Source organism: Pseudarthrobacter phenanthrenivorans Sphe3 (genome assembly GCF_000189535.1).
GTDB classification, from domain to species: domain Bacteria; phylum Actinomycetota; class Actinomycetes; order Actinomycetales; family Micrococcaceae; genus Arthrobacter; species Arthrobacter phenanthrenivorans.
On the sequence record NC_015145.1, the window covers coordinates 4018928 to 4035798 of the forward strand.

Consider the following 16871-nt stretch of genomic DNA (forward strand, 5'->3'; position numbering starts at 1 on the left):
TGCTGCTGGACCATGCTGCTAAGGGCGACCCAAAAGTGAAGAAGGGCAACGGTTAGTCACGCAACTTGAGCCCCTAACTACCGGCCACCCTGGAGAAAATACCGGGCAACCGGAGCAATTGCGCACGCTCCGCGCACTTAGCGCCTACCAAGTCTACGAGTTCACGCAATTAAAGACCAATTGGGCGCCGCAAGGTGTATAAGGGGGGCCTTGCGATCACAGCCGCGTGAGCTGTGGGTACTTCGGCGCCAAGCCGTCCCCGGAGGACTTTCCGGTGACCCTGCGGACCACCCAGGGTCCGGCGTACTCGCGGAACCAGCGGGCGTTGGCGCGGAGGGCATCCACCCCGCTGAGTTCGGGAACGGGCGTCATGGGCGGGACGTCGATCGAATGGTCGTGCTGCAGGACCTCCAAGACGCGCTTGGCCATGTTGGCATGACCGGCAGCAGACATATGCATCCGGTCGTGTGCCCACATGCCCCAGTCGTAGTACTCGCTGAAACGCCAGTAGTCCACCAGCAGCGCGCCATGGTCGCCGGCTATGCCGCGGACCAGTTCGTTGTAAATCGCCGTGCGCCCCCGCATGGTGCTGAACACCTTCGACCCCCGGGCATCGAAGCCTGTGAACACAACCACTGTGGCACCGGTGGCGCGCAGTTTGGCGATGGCATCGTCGTACTCCACCAGGAGGTCGTCGATGTCGATCCTGGGACGGAGGATGTCGTTGGCACCCGCGTAAATGCTCACCAGGGTGGGTTTAAGTTCGACGGCGGCGGGCACCTGCTCAGCCAGGATCTGGCGGAGCTTTCTTCCCCGGATCGCGAGGTTGGCGTAGCCGAAGCCCGGGTCCGCGGCACCGAGCTGCTCAGCCACGCGGTCCGCCCAGCCGCGCACGCTGTTGGGGCGGGTGGGATCGTCATCGCCCACGCCTTCTGTGAACGAGTCACCAAGGGCAACAAACCGGGTAGTGAAATCCATTCGGATAGTTTGCCATCAGTTGCTGGGAGCAACCAACCTACGCCTCTGGACCCTAGCTTTCCCGGAGGATCCAGTGGTCGGCATCCAGCCGGCCCACTACCTTCTCGCCGATCCGGGCGAGGTCCAGGACGTCCTGTTCCGTAAGCGCGTCCAGAAACAGGTCTCGAACGTCCTCGACGTGCCCGGGAGCCAGGCCCACGATGGTTGCCCAGCCCTCCTCCGTGAGGTGGGCTGTGGTGACGCGTGCATCATGGGGATGCGGCCGGCGTTCCACCCAGCCGCGCTTCTGCAGTTTTGTCACCACGTGCGAAAGCCTGGACAGGGACGCGCTGCTGCGGGCGGCAAGTTCGCTCATGGGCAGGAACCGGCCTTCCGCCTCGGAGAGCATGGCCAGGACGGTGTAGTCAAAGAGTGACAGCTTTCCCGCGGCGTGGAGCTTGGTGTCCAGGGCGGCAGGCAGCAGGGTGTTAATGCTTACCAGGGCCAGCCAGGCACGGCGTTCGTCGGCGTTGAGCCAGCGCGGTTCGGTCATGCCTCTCATTCTACGAGAGCAGCCTTGTTGATTCTTCAAGTAGGCGGTGTGGCGGCCGGTAGGCTGGGGCCATGTATGTTGTCTCCTTGAGCTACCGGGTTCCGCAGGACATCGTGGACTTCCATAATGCGGGCCACATTGAGTGGTTGCAGAAGGCTTTCGATGACGGAGTCTTCATTGCGGCCGGCCGAAAGGTGCCGCGGACCGGCGGCCTGCTGCTCTCCCAGGCCGACCGCGCCACCCTTGATGCCTGCCTGAAGCAGGACCCCTTCTACACGAATGGCGTGGCGGACTTCGAGGTCATGGAGTTCCACGCCGCCAGGGTGGCACCGGGATACGAGATCCTGCTGGACAGCTAGAGCTGCCGCGGGTTGTCTTCGGGCGCGCCCGCCAGCTTCTTCAAGCCGCCTTTCCGCGGCACCTTGACCGGCTGGGGCCACCTCGGGGCCAGATCATCGCCCAGGGTAACGCCACGAAGCTTGCGGCCGAAGAGCGGCAGCACCCAGTCGTGGACCCAGCGCCGCTGCAGCCGCTCCCATTCCCTGAGTCCCAGCCGCGCGGGGGGCTCCCAGTCCTTGGGGCGGATTTTGTGCGGGACGCCCAGCTGGTCCAGCACCTGCCCCGCCAGATACTTGTGCCCGGCTTTGGACATATGCAGCCGGTCCGAATCCCACATCCGGCGGTCGTGGAAGGCGTCCAGGCACCAGTAGTCCACCAGGACGGCGCCGTACCGTTCGGCCATGGCGCGGACCTGCTGGTTGTAGTAGCTGTTGCGTTTCTTCAACGGCTCCAGCAAGGCGGAGACCTTGACGTCAAAGCCTGTGAAAAGTACCAGCGTCGCTCCGGTTTCCGCCAGCCGCGCCACGAGCTTTTCGTAGTCAGCCATCAATGCCGCCATGTCCGTTTTGAGGTCCAGGATGTCGTTTCCGCCGGCGTACAGCGTGACCAGCGTGGGCTGCATTTGCAGGGCCGGTTCAAGCTGCTCACTGATGACGTGCCGGAGACGTTTGCTGCGGATGGCGAGATTTGCGTAGCGCCAGCCCGGCTGCGCCTTGGCGAGTTTCTCCGCCACCCGGTCAGCCCAGCCGCGGACCCCGTTGGGCAGCCGCTCGTCCCGGTCCCCCACGCCCTCGGTAAAAGAGTCCCCTAAGGCAACAAACACCCGCCGCCCGGACTCGGGAAGCAAAGGTTCAGGCACCACGGGTCGAAGGTATCGGCCAAACGAGAAGAACGGACGACGGCGGGATGAACAGCAGGTGAGAGAGGGTTTGGGGAAAACCCCCGTCAAGTGAGAGAGCGTCCGGGGAAAACCCACGTTAAGTGAACTGCTCCCCGGAAGTTGGACTGAGTAATTCAGTTTCGACTTCCGGGGAGCAGTTTTTATGGGTGCACGTAGTTCTTTGTCTGAGGTCCAGCGTGAGGCGGCGGTAGCGTGGTTTGAGAAGGGTGTTGGGTATCGGGCTGCGGCTCGTTTGCTTGATGCGCCGTGGGTGCCGGTCAGGGCACTGTATGGGCGGTGGAGGATTCAGGGGCAAGGAGTGCTGGTGAGCAAACCGGCGAAGTCGTACTCGTTTGAGTTCAAGCTGGCGTTGGTGGAGCGGTTCCTCGCGGGTGAGACCGGCCCGGACCTGGCTGTGGAGGCCGGTTTGTCCTCGCGTCAGTTGCTGCAAAAGTGGGTCCGGGCGTATCGCCGTGATGGTGCGGAGGGATTGCGTCCCAAGGCCAAGGGCAGGCCTGCGAAGTCCGCGGCTCCACCTGAACGGGTCGAGTTATCCGAACTGGAACGGTTGCGGCGGGAGAACGAGCGGCTCCGCGCGGAGGTGGCGTATCTGGGAAAACTGCGGGCCTTGAGGGATCAGGAACGACGGTGAAGGTCCAGTCCGTCGTTTCCCTCAAGGCTGACTACCCTCTCCCGGTCCTGCTGGAGATCGCGGGCCTGGCCCGCTCGACGTTCTTCTATCACCAGGCCCGTCTTCAGGTCCCGGACCCGAAAGAGAAACTCAAAGCGGCCGTCACGGAGATCTTTGAGACGAACCATGGCCGGTACGGGCACCGGCGGATCCATGCGGAGCTACTCAAGCAAGGGTGGACGGTTGCGAAGAAGACCGTGCTGAAACTGATGCGCTCACTGCAGCTGCTCTGCAGGATCCGGCGCCGGAAGCGCTACAACTCTTACCAAGGCGAACAGGGCAGGATTGCCCCGAACCTGCTGAACCGGCAGTTCCAGGCCGATGCCCCGAACCAGAAGTGGGTGACCGACGTGACCGAATTCAGCGTCGGGGACCGCAAGCTCTACCTTTCCCCGGTGATGGACCTCTTCGACCGGCAGATCATTTCCCATGCCATCAGCACGTCCCCGAACCTGGCTCTGACGAACGCTTCGCTGAAGGAGGCTCTGGCCTGCCTCGAGCCCGGCCAGCAGCCACTGGTGCATTCGGACCAAGGCATCCAATACCAGCACCTCACTTGGCGGACGCTTCTCAAGGCCGCCGGCGCTGTCCAGTCGATGTCCCGCAAGGGCAACTGCCACGACAACGCAGTGATGGAGAACTTCTTTGGCCACCTCAAGGAAGAACTCTTCCACCGCGTCCGGTTCATCAGCACCGACGCACTGGCAACGGCACTGAACGAGTACATCCACTGGTACAACAACGAAAGAATCTCCACAAAGCTCAAGGGTCTGAGCCCGGTCCAATACCGGGCCCAGACCCTCGCAGCCTAGAATCCCATTTAACCAGTCCAACTAACGGGGACCAGTTCATAAGTGAGAGAGCGTCGGGGGTTACCCCTCGGCTTTGCCCTGCCGCCAGTAGCCCATGAAAGCGACCTGCTTGCGGTCGATCCCGACATCCCGCACCAGGTACCGGCGCATCTCCTTGATGACCCCGGCTTCGCCCGCGATCCAGGCGTAGAAGGGCATGGCACCGGCCGGCATGCCCGGGTTCTTGGTTGCCTGGATCTCGGAAGTCTCCATCCGGGCGGGCGTCTCCCAGAGGATGTCCACGTCCACGTTGACGTCTTCGGGCTCGGGGCCCGCGCCGCCGTCGGCCGCTTTGATGCCCACCCAGCCAGGTACCGGGACTGCCTTGCGGACGGCCTCCTGGAGCAGTTGGCCGTGCGGCCGTGACCGGCCGATGGACGCACCCCGCGCCAGCCACGTGATTTCGACGTCGGCGGGTGACGTCAGCTCCTGGAAGTCCCCTGCTTCGGGTACTTCCAGGAAGGCATGGCCGGTCATGTAGCCGGGCAGGCTTTCCAGGATGGCGGAGATGGCCGGAACAGACGTTTCGTCGCCGGCCAGCAGGATGCGCTGCGCCAGGCCGGGACGCCACTCGATGCCGGAGTAGATCTCGGCAGTGACGCAATGGGCGGCCCGGTTGTTGGGGCCGATGATGGTGATGGCGTCGCCGGGCTTGGCATTGAGCGCCCAATTGGCTGCGGGCCCGCCGTTGCCGTGGTCATCGAAGTGCATCACGAAATCCACGTCGATCTCCGGGTACACCGCGTCCAGCCGGGCCCGGCGGACTGTGTAGGTGCGCATCGACCCCCGGACGGCGGGGTCCATAGCGAGCCATTCGCGGTACCAGCCGGAGGAGGTCATCTCGAAGACGGGAAGGGGCAGGGGCGTGCCGTCTGCCGCCAGGGACGGGATCATGAGCTTGATCCGCAGGTCCAGGGTGTCACCGTGGACGCCGAAATCCCGCAGGGAGTATCCGCCGAACGTGATCCGCCGGAAGTTGGGGCTGAGTTCCTGGACGGACGTGACGGTGACGTCGAACGCCAGCGTCATTGGCTCGGTGTTCATCGTCCTTGCGGCGGCGGTTACCTCAGTCTTCATGAAACGAGCTCCAGTTCGTTGACGGGGATGTGGTGGCGTCCGATGGGAATGATCAGGGGTGTTCCGGACACCGGATCGGGAATGACGCGGGATTCGAGGCCGAAGACATCGCGCACCAGGCTTTCGGTGACCACTTCGAGCGGGGAACCCACAGCCACCACGGCGCCGCTCTTCATGGCGATGACGTTGTCCGCATAACGGGCGGCGAGGTTCAAGTCATGCAGGACGATGGCCACGGTGGTGCCGCGCCGGCGGTTCAGGTCCGTCACCAGGTCCAGGACCTCCACCTGGTGCGCCAGATCCAGATAGGTGGTGGGCTCGTCCAGCAGCAGCACGTCGGTCTCCTGTGCCAGGGCCATCGCTATCCACACCCGCTGCCGCTGCCCTCCGGACAGTTCATCGACGTTCCGCCCTGCCAGGGCCAGTGTGTCCGTAGCCTCAAGCGCGCGCTGCACGGCGGCGTCGTCCTTTTCGCTCCAGCTGCGGAAGAAGCCTTGGTGCGGGTAGCGGCCGCGGCCCACCAGGTCCCGGACCGTGATGCCGTCCGGGGCGGTGGGGTGCTGCGGGAGGAGGCCCAGGGTGCGGGCCAGCTCGCGCGCGGGACGGGAGTGGATGTCCTTGCCATCGAGGGTCACTGCGCCGGCCGCGGGTTTCAGGAGCCGGGACAGGCCGCGGAGGAGGGTCGATTTACCGCAGGCGTTGGCGCCCACGATCATGGTCACCTTGCCCTCGGGGATCTCGGCGGTGAGTCCGTCCACCACGCAGCGCTGATCGTACTTCAGCGTCAGGTCCTTGGCGTTGAGAACTGCCACGTCAGGCATCCTTTCGGTTGGCCGTGACCAGGAGCCACAGCAGGAACGGGGCACCAAGCGCGCCGGTGATGACGCCCACGGGCAGGACGGTGCCGTCCAGCAGCAGGGGGGCAAGGTTGGCGGCCGCGTAGTCGGCCGCAAGGACGATGAGGGCACCCACCAGGGCCGACGCCGGGAGGCTGGCTTTCCCGGCGAAGCGGCGGGCGATGGGACCGGCCAGGAAGGCGACGAACGAGACTGGCCCGGCGGCTGCAGTCGCCACCGCTGCAAGCGCAACGGCAACGACCACCAGCGCCAGGCGGGTGGCGCTGACCCTGATGCCCAGGCCCGCGGCGGCGTCCGGTCCAAGCTCAAGGATGCGCAGCGGGCCGGCGATGGCCGCCGCGGCAGGAAGCAGGACCAACAGGGCAAGGGCAAGGACACCGGCGCGGTCCCAGCTGGCGGAGTTCAGGGAGCCGTTGAGCCAGACGAGCGCGTCGGCTGCGGTTCGGATATCTGCCCGGGTCATCAGGAAGCTCACCACTGCATGCAGCGCGGCGGCGATCCCCACCCCTGACAGGATGAGGCGGTTGCCGGCGGCGTCACCGCGGCCGTTGCCGCTGATGGTGCCGCTGGAGATGGCGTAAATGAGGGCCGCGACGCCGAGCGCGCCGGCAAGTGCTGCCCCCGAGACGGCCGCCCCGGAGGCACCGAAAATAACGATGGCCACCACGGCAGCAGCGCTGGCGCCGTAGCTGATGCCGATGATGTCCGGGCTGGCCAGCGGATTGCGGAGCATCGTCTGGAACAGGGCGCCCGCCAGGCCGAACGCGAGCCCGATCATGGTGCCGATAACGGCCCGCGGCAGCTTGTTCTCCATCACGATGAAGCTGGCGCCGGGGATCTTCTCACCGCCGGTCAGGTGGGCGATCAGGATTTTGAAGAAGTCGGGGATGGTGACGGTGTAGCTGCCCAGCAGGACGGACACGGCAAAAAGGACCACGACGGCGGCGGCCAGGAGCGCAGTCCGGTTCAGGCCGCTGCGAAATGGCAGGAATCGGTAATGTCTTACCGCCGGACTGCCGTCAAATGTCATCTCGCGGGACTTGGTGAGGTTCACAGCCCGGCTCCCTTCCCGCGGCGGATCAGCCAGACGAAAACGGGGGCGCCCACGAGGGCGGTCATGATGCCGGCCGGGACTTCGCCGGGAAGGAGCACCACGCGGCCGATGATGTCCGCGCCCAGGAGCAGCGCCGGCGCGAGGACCAGCGAGAACGGCAGGATCCAGCGGTAGTCCGGACCGGTCAGGAAGCGGACGGCGTGCGGAATGACCAGGCCAACGAACGCAATGGGGCCGGCCAGCGCCGTGGCGGACCCGCACAGCAGCACCACACCGAGGGCTGTGACGCCGCGGGCCAGGCCTACGCTCTGGCCGAGGCCGCGGGCTATGTCGTCCCCGAGGGCCAGGCTGTTCAGGACGCGCCCGGTCAGGAGCACGATGACCGCGCCGGCGGCAAGGAAGGGCAGTCCGGACAGCACCACGGACCAGTCGCGTCCGGCGATGCCGCCCACCTGCCAGAAACGGAAGCGGTCCAGGGTGTCCTGGCTGGATACCAGGATGACGTTCATCAGGGAGTACAGGCCGGCGTTCAGCGCCGCGCCTGCCAGGGCAAGCTTCACGGGGGTGGCACCGTCCCGGCCCAGGGAGGCAATGAGGTAAACCACGACGGCGGCGGCTGCGGCCCCGACGAAAGCGAACCAGATGTAGCCGGAGAGTGAGCCGACACCGAAGACGTAGATGCCGGTGACCACCGCGAGGGCAGCCCCGGCGTTGACGCCCATGATGCCCGGGTCGGCGAGCGGATTCCTGGCCACGCCCTGCATCGCTGCACCCGCCAGCCCCAGTGCGCCGCCGGCCAGCAGGCCAAGGACGGTACGGGGAATGCGGGCATGGACCACGGCATGGTCGCCGTTGGCGGGATCAAACGCAGCCAGCGCCTCCCACACCGTGGCCAGGGACAGCCCCCTGGCGCCGACGGCCAGGGAGGCCCCGGCCAGCAGGGCAAGTACGACGACGGCGGCCAGCAGCCAGGCGGCGCGCTTCCCCCCGAAAGCGCGGGCGCGGGCAGTGTCAACTGCTCCCTTGGCCGGCACGAAGGTGCCGGACCCCGGCTCGTGGCGCGCCGCCGTCGTCGTACTCTGCGTCATGGAAGGTGCTTACTTCACTGCGTCCGCTGCGGTGGCCAGCTGCGGCAGGAACGTGTCCAGCGACCACGGCAGGCTCAGCGGGGAGGAAGCGGAGATGGACAGTGTGAGGGTGTTGTCCGAATCAGCCACCAGCGCGCCGCTCTTGATGGCCGGGATCTGGCCGAGGAGGGGATCGGACTTGATGGAGTCCGTGGTGGCGGCGTCCGGCACCCAGGTGACGAAGATGTCCGATTCGAGCTCGTTGGCCTTTTCAGCGGACCAGGGGATGAAGAATTCCTTGGAACCCTTGGACTTCTCTTCAACAACGGGCGCAAGCTTCATGCCGATTTCGGAGAGGAACCGGGGACGGTTGTCATTGGCCGTGTAGACGTTGACGCCCTCGGCGGAGGCGGGCTCGAGGTTCCCGTAGATGAAGCTCTTGCCGGCGATCTGCGGGTATTCGGCGACCTTTTCCTTGATGGTGGCCTCGGTATCGGAGATCAGTTTGGCGGCTTCCGCGTCCTTGCCGAGCGCCTTGCCGATGATGGAGGTTGAGTCCTGCCAGGACGTTCCGTACGCAACTTCGGGGTGGGCCACCACGGGGGCGATCTCGCTGAGTTTCTTGTAGTCCTCCTCCGTCAGGCCCGAGTAGGCGGCGAGGATGACGTCCGGCGTGAGCTTGGCGATCTCGGTGAAGTTGATGCCGTCGGCCTCGGAGTACTGGACCGGAGCCTTGTCGGAACCGAAGCCGGCGCCGAGCTCCTGAAGGGCTGCGTCCTTCCAGGGGGTGGAGCCCTGCTCGTTGCCGCCCCACTCGTTCTTGGGAACACCCACGGGGACTACACCCAGGGCAATGGCGACGTCGTCATTGACCCAGGAAACGGTGGCTACGCGGGTGGGCTGCTTCTCGATTTTGGTCTCGCCGTAAACATGCTCGATGGTCACGGGGAACTGGGAGCTGCTGGAGCTGGCGGTACCGGCGTCCGTTGTGGAGGAGGCCGGGCCGGTGGAGCAGGCGGAGAGGGTGAGCGCCGCTGCGGCCAGAACGGCCGTCGCCTTGCCGACTGATTTGAACAGCGTGCGCCGGGTGGTGTTGGGCCCGGAGAAAAGGGGGGAAGTCACGGAACTCCTTAAGTGAATGAAGCGAACTTAAGTAAGGCTAGCCTATCCTCGGGAGCATTACGCAAGAGTTTCGTAACTTATTCCCGTACGTGACGAAGGACACTCTCCGTAGCACTGGAAGACCTTGAACAGCACAAACACGGTTTGGCAGGATGGCAGGCGCCATGCAACCGATCACACCTCAACAAATCCGATCGTCATTCGTCAATGCCAGCCGCTCGGAAACCGCAAAGCTCACCCTGCCCAAGGACTTCGATTCCCTCGACTGGGACGGCCTGGACTTCCTGGGCTGGCGGGACGGGAAGATGCCCCTCCGCGGCTACCTCGTTGTGCCGGACGCCGAGGGCCTCACCGGCGTCATGCTCCGCGCCCCCGAGGGCGGAGCGCGGAAGAACCGGTCTGTACTGTGCGAACTGTGCCGCGACGTGTTCTCCAAGGAGGATGTGCTGCTGTGGGTGGCAAGGCGCGCCGGCCAGTCCGGCCGGGACGGCAACACCGTAGGCACCCTCATCTGCGCCGACTTCCTGTGCTGCGGCAATGTCCGGAAGGAACCGCCGGCCAACGAGATCAACCCGGACCCGTCCGCCGTCGTCCTCCGCCAGATTGAAGGACTGAAGGACCGGACCGCCCAATTCCTGGCACGGGTGCGGGCCAAGTAGCACCGGGCAGGCTTGGCAAACACGAGAAAGCCCTCCCCGCAGGATGCGAAGGAGGGCTCCCCCAATTGCGGATCAGCGGTAGGAGAAGCTCATGAGCACGGCCTTCAGCGCCCGGCCCTCGGCACTCCAGTACCACTCTTTCGCCGCCTCGTCGTTCGCGAACTGCCGGCCATCGAACAGCACGTCTGCGGTCAGAATGCGGTCGCCGAGCTGTATGAGCCCGTACTGCACCTGTCCGTCCGGCGAGATTGGCGACCCTGCCGTTAGCCCCATGTGGTACGTAGCAGTGCCAAAAGCGTGATCAACATAGAACGACGAACTGGGCGTGGGAACCGCAGCCCCGATCAGGCCCGGCACCGGGTCCGTCTCGAGTATGAACCTGGAGACGTTGCCGGCCGTGGCGTCGCCGATCTGGCTGTAGTAGACGGCGACCTGCTCGTTGCCGGCGGCATCGTAGACGGTGGCCGTTTCGACCGCGGGGGACACCGATACCTGTTCATGCTCCACGCGCCAGCCCTCCGGGTAGGCAAAGGACAGGCGGCCATCTGCGAACGTGAAGGTCACCGGCCCTTTGGGAACAGGAGACGAGGTAGCGGCGGGAACGATGGATGCAGGGGGACTCTGGGTAACTGCCTGGGCAGCAGTGCCGGCTGAGGGACCGCCGTCCCCGGCAGTGCTGTCAGCCATGCAGCCCGTGAGGGTGAGGGCTGCGACTGCGGTGAGCGCCATGGAGGTGATGGCGCGGCGTGCTGGGCGCATTTGTGGTGCCTTTCAAGGAAAAGCCGTCAAGCTCATCAGGCAATCAGATGCGGGACCCAGCGTTCCACAACTGCCCGGCGGGAGGATGAAGGCGAGTGAGTGATGTGAAAAGCATGGCACCCGGACAACATCTTCCAACAGCATCCGGACAATATATCCATCGATTTGTTATAAACGGTTGTCCTTGGTAACGGCTAGCGCAAAATGATGTCCACCGGGTTCGCCTCGGACCGCCACGCGCCTTCTTCACCGGGCCGGGGCTTGATGACCGGCGCCGTCAGCACGCCGGAGCGGTTGGTTCGCTTGTCGCGGAGGATTTCCGTGACGGAACCGAGGTGCCGGGACAGGTCGATCACGTTTTCGGGGGCAGCCAGCAGCAGCTGGAAACCGAACTCGTGCAGTGCCTTGATCCCGGCACCGGCGAACTCTTCGGAGGCCAGCACAAAGGCTTCGTCCATCATCACCGTGCCGTAAGTGGTGAAGCCCTGCTCGGCGATCCCCAGCTGGTAGCTCAGGGCGGCGGCCATGATGAAGGCTGTGAAGCGCTGCCGCTCGCCGCCTGACATGGACCCGGTGTCCGCGTGCATAAACACCTCGGACTTCTTCGCGCCGCCCTTTGTGCCCGACGCCGGGCCCGCCACCTCGCGGTGCTCCTTGCACTGGATGAAGAGATGTCCGCGCACGTCGAGCACTTCGGCCCGCCAGCGCCGGTCTTCGGGTGCCTGCGAACCCAACCGCTTGACCAGGGTTTCCAGGGACTTGTAGCGGGCGGTGAGCTCGGCGTCGTCGTCCCTTTCCCCGCCGCCCTCCGCCCTGGAGGCGTCCGCACGGGCAGGCCGGGTGTGCCGGGCCTTGAGGGCGTTCTGGATGGCGTCCTTGAACTGCTTTGCGGTGGGCGGCAGGGTCTGCTTGATGTCCAGTTCCAGGAAGCTGCCTTCGTGGAAGTTGACCTGCGAAAGGATCCCGTTGAGCGGAAGGATGCGGCTGGTGATGGAGCGGCGTTCCTCATCGAGCAGGTGCAGCAGCGTGCTGAAGGATTCGTGCGTGCGCTGGTTGAAGAACTGCCGGAACTCCGCCTCCTGTGCAGGCAGGCCGTCGCTGACGATCGCGTGGTAGCGGGTTTCGAATTCACCGGCGGCGCCGATCGTGGTGCCGTGGTCAGCGGAGATGGCAGTGCCCCATTCGCGGACGAACCCCTCGAAGATCCGGGTCAGGCGCTCGGCAGTCGCTTGTCCACGGGACTCCGCAGCGTGCAGTTCGCCCAAGAGCGCGGTCCGCACCCGGTTGGCAAGGTTGTCCAGCTCGTGCATCTCGCTGACGTCGCCGAAATCAGCGAAGTACGGTTCCAGCGCCGTGACGGTGGCGTCCGACGGCGGTGCCTGGGTCAATCGCTGCCGCGCAGCTTCCAGGAGGGAGTCGGCAGCAGTGAGCTGCCTGTCCAGGGCCTTGTATTCGCTTTGCAGGACCGCGGCGGCCTCGGTGCTGGACTGGTGTTTGTGCCGCACCTCCTCGATGGTGGCGCGGAGGGGTTCCAGGTCCGCCTGCGCGGCCAGGGCATCCTTCAGGCGCTGCTCGATGCGGGCGAGCTCCTCGGCCGCCACTGCCGCCGACACCTGCTCCCAAGGGCGGTGGTCCTCGGCGATCCTGCGCAGCGCCTCAAGCTGGCGGCTCATGCCCTGGTGCGAGTCCTCGCGGCTCTGGGCGAGCTCCGCCGCTTTGGCCACCTCCTGGCGCAGGTCCTCCACCTGGCCGGCCACCAGTTCCAGTTTGGCGGCGTTGTCGAACCCGAGGACGTAATCCTGCCTGCTGGTGAACCGGTCGTCCTTCTCCACGGTGTGGCGGTTGCGCTTGACCACGCCGCCCAGGCTCAGGCCGCGGTCCAGAGTTGCCAGCTCGTCCGGGTCCTCCACGCAGGGGTAGGCGAAGTCCAGGGCGATGCGCTCCCGGATCCACTCCCCCGCTTCGGTCGCGGCACCCGTGGCGAGGATGTCCAGCTTGGTCAGCAGGTCGCCGTCGTGCACGTCCTCCAAAGCCAGCGCACCGCCGGCGAGCGGCTTGGAAACGTCCACCGCCCGCAAGGCGCCCCGCACGTTGTGGTCATTGAGGTAGCGCGTCACTGCCGCAAAGTGCTCGCCGGGCACCAGCAGGGTGGTGGCGAGGTTCCGGAGCGCGCGTTCTGCGGCGGGGCGCCACTTCTCCTGCCCCTCGGCAAGGTCCATCAGCTCGCCGGCGAACGGCATTCGGTCTTCGGGGATGCCGGTGGCGGCGGCGATGGCCGCCCGGTTCTCAATGCTCGACGGCGGCAGCAGGGACTTGCGCGTCTTCAGCGACACGAGCTCCTGCTCAGCCGCTGCCAGTTCGCGCTTCCTGGTTGCGTGGGCATCGAAGGCTTCGAAGCGGAGTTCCTGCAGCGCCTGGGAATCATCCTTCAGCTCGGCGGACCTGGCCGCTGCCTGCTCGTGCGCCTGCTCCCAGCCTTCCTCGGACCAGTCCAGCCTCAGGCCGGCGTCGGACAAAGCCTGGCGTGCGGCTTCCTCCACCTGCTGGCGAAGCTTCAAGCCCACGCGGGCGTTCTCCAGCGACTGCTCGATGGCCGAGATGGCGTTGCCGCCCTGGTTGTTGTAGTCCGCCTCCAGCTCGCGCAGTTCCTTGGCCAGGCCGTCGCGGACCGACCGCTCGGCGCCGAGCTCCTTGGCCTTTGCCTGGGCCAGCTCCCTGAAACGCGCCAGGGTCTTCTGGTGGACGGTGACGGCCAGTTGCTGTTTGTAGGCGTCGAACTCCTCGCCGGCGAGGTCCCGCAACCGGTTCGCGTCCAGCAGCGACTGGGCGTACTCCCGGTTCAGGCCCGGGACCGGGGCCAGCTGGTCCCGCTGCTGCCGGATGTCCTCCAGCCGCTGCCGGATGGACATCAGGTTGCTGAACTCCTCCACCACGTCATCCGCCGCCGCGAGCGTTGCCGGCGCATCCAGGACCTGGTCCCGGAAGAAGGTGTTGACGCTGCCGCCCAGGCCCTTGCCGGCCTGGATGACGCGCAGGAGCGGCAGGGCCTGGTCCGAGTTGATGCCCAGCAGCCGGCGGAACCGCTCGGCGAACGCCTTGTGGACGTCGAAGACCTGGGCGTCCGGGAAGATCGTCTCCAGGGCTGCCTTGGTGAACCGCTTGTCCGCAATGCCTTCCAGCGCCTCAAGGTCCAGCGGCGCGTGGTCGACCAGGTAGAAGCGCCCCACGCTGGACTCCGTGCCGTTCTTGGGGAGGTCGAACAATGCCGAGATGGTCACGCGGGTGCCTGCCGCGTTATCGAACGTCAGCGCGACCGCGGACCACGTGGCACCCGGCCGCTGGAAAGCACTTGCCGAGCCCTCGCCGACGGCCTTGTCGCCCACCTTGCCGCGCATGTACGTAAACGTGGTGCGCTTGTCCTCCACCGCTCCGCCCGAACGCTGTGCAGCCGCTTCGTTGGACCGCGGCCGCGCATCGAAGACGCGCAGCATGGCGTCGAAGAGGGTGGACTTGCCCACGCCCGAGTTGCCCGTGAGCAGGGTGCCGTTCCGGTCCACGTGCATGGTGTGCGCCCCGTGGAACGTGCCCCAGTTGACCACCTGGACCAAGGCAAGGCGCATCTGGCCGGGATTCGTCAGGTCGCCCAGGGGTAACATGCTCGCGACGCTCACTGGGCATCCTCCGCTTCGTTGTCGGCAGGTTCAGCTGCCGGCTCCGTGTCGAGCTCTATGAGCGCCTCGGTGCCGGTGGGATCCGTGGTGGCTGCTGCCAGCGCCGCTATCTGGGCCGGGATGTCACCGATGTTCTCGAACGGGAGGGCCAGGGGCAGGGCGTTGGAGATGGTGTAGACGTTATCCAGGCCGGTGGGGAGCAGGAGCTGGCGGGCAAGGAGCTTGGTGATGGCCCTGTTGACCACGTCCGAGTCCCGGAGTGCGTCCTGCTGCCCTGCCGGCTGGTAGTGCGCCACCAGGTCGGCGATTTCCTCGCGCGTAATGGTGGGGTCCGTCTGTGCCGTGACGTGGCGGTCCAGCAACAGGCGCATCCGAAGCAGCACGATAGTTTCCACCCGGCTGAGGGCACGCTGCTGCCGGAGGATGGACGAGCGGGCACTCCCGCCGATCGCGTCCGGGTCCACCGGGCGCAGCACGGCGATCTTCCGCTCATGGTCCAGTTCCAGATTAAGGAACAGCTCGGACAGCCGGCTGCGAAGGATGACCTGGTGGTCCAGCAGCACGGTCCAGAGCTTCTCGTCCCGGCCGCCGTCCACGTAGGGGCCCTTGAGGAGCTTCACCAGCGCCTGCCGCACCTTCATGGACAGGACGCCGGTATCGCCGGGGAACAGGGCTGCGCCGTCGACGAACGTGTCCCGGGGGGTGATTCCTCCGGTGTGGGGCCGCTCAGCGTTCGAAACTTCAGTCATCATCAGTCCTTCTTGAGCTTCACGAGCGGCAGGTAAGCCCTGCGCGTGGTGCCGTCTATCTGTTCAAAGTCCAGGCCTTCAAAGGCTTCCTCGTCGAACCCCGCGCCGGCATGGAGGGCTTCCGAGAGGAGCGCCCGGATGGAGTTGATGTGCTGCTCCTCCGGCGGCAGCTGCCGCCAGGCTTCGGACAGGGTGGCTGCGCCGGCCATGGCGGCGCGCACCACGCCAGGCTTGGCTTTTCCGGTCCTCGGCGAGCGCGTCCGGTCGGAGTCGCTGAAGGCGATGGGGTCAGCCAGCTTGGGCGGGGCCGCGAACTCGTCGGGATCGAAGAGCTTGACCATGGACAGTGACTCGAAGCCGGCGTTGAAGAGGACAGGCCCGGGAACCAGGCCGGGGCGTTCCCGCTCGTAGGGAAGGGACCGGATGGCCTGCTCCGCTTCGCGCAGGACCTGCCGGAGCCGGACCGACTGCCGGAAGTCGTCGCTCTGGACGTAGGTGTTGAGGCTCTCGCTGAGCTTGCCGTAGATGCGCTGGATCTGGCTGTGCTGCTGGCGCAGTTCGGCCACCAGGTTCTTCAGCGTTTCCCGGTCTTCGGGGGAAAGGTCATCCGCGAACTGCCGGCTGAGCACTTCCCCGATGGCTGACCGGAACCTCAGCTGCTGCTGCGGGTCCTCAAGGAACGCCGTGAAGGAACGGAACGTGCGCCCCTCCGGACTCTGCCGGAGCCGCTTGTCCGCCTCCAGCACCTGGGCCATGGTGGCGCCTTTGGTCAGCGACTCCTCGATGATCTGGTTGCGCAGCCCGCCCACCAGCTCCTCGATCCGGTCACGCATCTTTTTGTAGTCCGCAGGCAGGCTCGCGGCGAGGTCCAGGATGTTTCCGGCTGCCTCCACGGCCTCGTCGTCGTCCAGCAGGCCGTCAAACTCGCCGCTGCTGATGTCCTGGATCAGCTGCTGGCGTTCCTCTATTTCCTCTTCCAGCGATTCGAGGCGTGCGCTTTGGTCCGGGTTGGTCTCGTTGGCGAGTTTCTCCACGTCACCCAGGAGCGTTCCGAGGCGGGAACCGTTGAGGGTGGACCGTTCGCTGGAAAGGCTGTCCAGGAAGGCGAGCACACGCGCCGCGGGTTCGGTGACCTCGTACACGATCTGGCCGGACTGGTTCCGCCGCGTCAGGAACTGGCGGCGCGTCCATTCGTCGCCGAAGGACTTGCCGTTCGCCCCGCCGCCCAGCCCCGGGTCCTGGCGCCGCAGCTCCTCAAGGAAGGAGTCGACGTCGGCATGGAACTCCTCGAGTGGAAGCTGTGGGCGGGTGCGGGTGAAGGATGCCTGCAGCACCGCGATCACCCAGGGGGCCGAACGCGTCAGGGCCCAGGCGGGTCCCTTGGTGAGGAGTTCGAGGTCCCGGAGCCGGGCGCTGATGGCGTCAGCGGATGACCTGGCGGTGCGGGGCACACACTCTCCTTGGCTGTCTGCGGGGGCGGGGCGGCGGCTCAGATCGAAAACTGCCAACTACAAGGTTAACGCAGCCGCCGCGACCGCTCCGTGACCTACCCGGCCGTAGTGTTTCGATCCCATATCAACAGCTC

At 65.9% G+C, this 16871-nt stretch carries 16 protein-coding genes; 4 read left to right on the top strand and 12 right to left on the bottom strand.

The window, feature by feature from the left end:
* Positions 1-216: 216 nt before the first annotated feature.
* Together ASPHE3_RS18620 and ASPHE3_RS18625 are read right to left on the bottom strand one after the other, a co-directional pair.
* Complete coding sequence (locus tag ASPHE3_RS18620) at positions 217-978, bottom strand: SGNH/GDSL hydrolase family protein (protein WP_013602739.1); 762 nt, start codon at positions 976-978, stop codon at positions 217-219.
* Positions 979-1030: 52 nt separating this feature from the next.
* Positions 1031-1510 (bottom strand): MarR family winged helix-turn-helix transcriptional regulator, encoded by a 480-nt coding sequence (locus ASPHE3_RS18625; RefSeq protein WP_013602740.1) that lies wholly within the window; start codon positions 1508-1510, stop codon positions 1031-1033.
* Positions 1511-1581: 71 nt separating this feature from the next.
* On the opposite strand from ASPHE3_RS18625, the gene ASPHE3_RS18630 reads away from it, so the two are divergent.
* Positions 1582-1869 (top strand): YciI family protein, encoded by a 288-nt coding sequence (locus ASPHE3_RS18630; RefSeq protein WP_013602741.1) that lies wholly within the window; start codon positions 1582-1584, stop codon positions 1867-1869.
* On the opposite strand, the gene ASPHE3_RS18635 is transcribed toward ASPHE3_RS18630, so the two are convergent.
* Complete coding sequence (locus tag ASPHE3_RS18635) at positions 1866-2711, bottom strand: SGNH/GDSL hydrolase family protein (protein ID WP_041652377.1); 846 nt, start codon at positions 2709-2711, stop codon at positions 1866-1868. The two genes, ASPHE3_RS18630 and ASPHE3_RS18635, sit on opposite strands and share 4 nt — an antisense overlap.
* A 343-nt stretch (positions 2712-3054) precedes the next feature.
* On the opposite strand from ASPHE3_RS18635, the gene ASPHE3_RS22510 reads away from it, so the two are divergent.
* Entirely contained in the window at positions 3055-3381 is a 327-nt protein-coding gene (locus ASPHE3_RS22510) for a helix-turn-helix domain-containing protein (RefSeq protein WP_167536972.1), read from the top strand.
* On the top strand, positions 3378-4232 hold the full coding sequence (locus ASPHE3_RS22515; RefSeq protein WP_013602743.1) for an IS3 family transposase: 855 nt from the start codon (positions 3378-3380) through the stop codon (positions 4230-4232). The genes ASPHE3_RS22510 and ASPHE3_RS22515 overlap by 4 nt, the downstream gene beginning before the upstream one ends.
* A 60-nt stretch (positions 4233-4292) precedes the next feature.
* Here ASPHE3_RS22515 and ASPHE3_RS18650 read toward each other — a convergent pair whose 3' ends face one another.
* The 5 genes from ASPHE3_RS18650 to ASPHE3_RS18670 are packed head-to-tail and all read right to left on the bottom strand — an operon-like array spanning position 4293 to position 9448.
* Positions 4293-5348, bottom strand: coding sequence for a siderophore-interacting protein (locus tag ASPHE3_RS18650; protein WP_013602744.1), 1056 nt, complete (start codon positions 5346-5348; stop codon positions 4293-4295).
* Positions 5345-6160 (bottom strand): ABC transporter ATP-binding protein, encoded by an 816-nt coding sequence (locus ASPHE3_RS18655; RefSeq protein WP_013602745.1) that lies wholly within the window; start codon positions 6158-6160, stop codon positions 5345-5347. The genes ASPHE3_RS18650 and ASPHE3_RS18655 overlap by 4 nt, the downstream gene beginning before the upstream one ends.
* A 1-nt stretch (position 6161) precedes the next feature.
* Positions 6162-7235: a FecCD family ABC transporter permease gene (locus tag ASPHE3_RS22440; RefSeq protein ID WP_041653345.1), complete on the bottom strand. Its 1074-nt coding sequence runs from the start codon at positions 7233-7235 to the stop codon at positions 6162-6164.
* A 20-nt stretch (positions 7236-7255) separates the two neighbouring features.
* A complete protein-coding gene (locus tag ASPHE3_RS18665; RefSeq protein WP_013602747.1) occupies positions 7256-8347 on the bottom strand; it encodes a FecCD family ABC transporter permease in 1092 nt (363 codons plus the stop codon).
* A 9-nt stretch (positions 8348-8356) separates the two neighbouring features.
* Positions 8357-9448 (bottom strand): iron-siderophore ABC transporter substrate-binding protein, encoded by a 1092-nt coding sequence (locus ASPHE3_RS18670; protein WP_013602748.1) that lies wholly within the window; start codon positions 9446-9448, stop codon positions 8357-8359.
* A 164-nt stretch (positions 9449-9612) separates the two neighbouring features.
* Here ASPHE3_RS18670 and ASPHE3_RS18675 point away from each other — a divergent pair, with 164 nt between their 5' ends.
* Positions 9613-10107, top strand: a complete 495-nt coding sequence (locus tag ASPHE3_RS18675; RefSeq protein WP_013602749.1) for an FBP domain-containing protein — start codon at positions 9613-9615, stop codon at positions 10105-10107.
* A 72-nt stretch (positions 10108-10179) separates the two neighbouring features.
* Here the strand turns inward: ASPHE3_RS18675 and ASPHE3_RS18680 are convergent, their stop codons facing one another.
* From ASPHE3_RS18680 to ASPHE3_RS18695, 4 genes are all read right to left on the bottom strand, one after another.
* Positions 10180-10866, bottom strand: a complete 687-nt coding sequence (locus ASPHE3_RS18680; RefSeq protein WP_013602750.1) for a hypothetical protein — start codon at positions 10864-10866, stop codon at positions 10180-10182.
* Positions 10867-11060: 194 nt separating this feature from the next.
* Complete coding sequence (locus ASPHE3_RS18685) at positions 11061-14537, bottom strand: ATP-binding protein (RefSeq protein WP_041652379.1); 3477 nt, start codon at positions 14535-14537, stop codon at positions 11061-11063.
* A complete protein-coding gene (locus tag ASPHE3_RS18690) occupies positions 14534-15289 on the bottom strand; it encodes a DUF4194 domain-containing protein (protein ID WP_013602752.1) in 756 nt (251 codons plus the stop codon). Before ASPHE3_RS18690 ends, ASPHE3_RS18685 begins: the two co-directional genes overlap by 4 nt.
* Positions 15289-16737: a DUF3375 family protein gene (locus ASPHE3_RS18695; protein ID WP_013602753.1), complete on the bottom strand. Its 1449-nt coding sequence runs from the start codon at positions 16735-16737 to the stop codon at positions 15289-15291. The genes ASPHE3_RS18690 and ASPHE3_RS18695 overlap by 1 nt, the downstream gene beginning before the upstream one ends.
* Positions 16738-16871 lie beyond the last annotated feature (134 nt).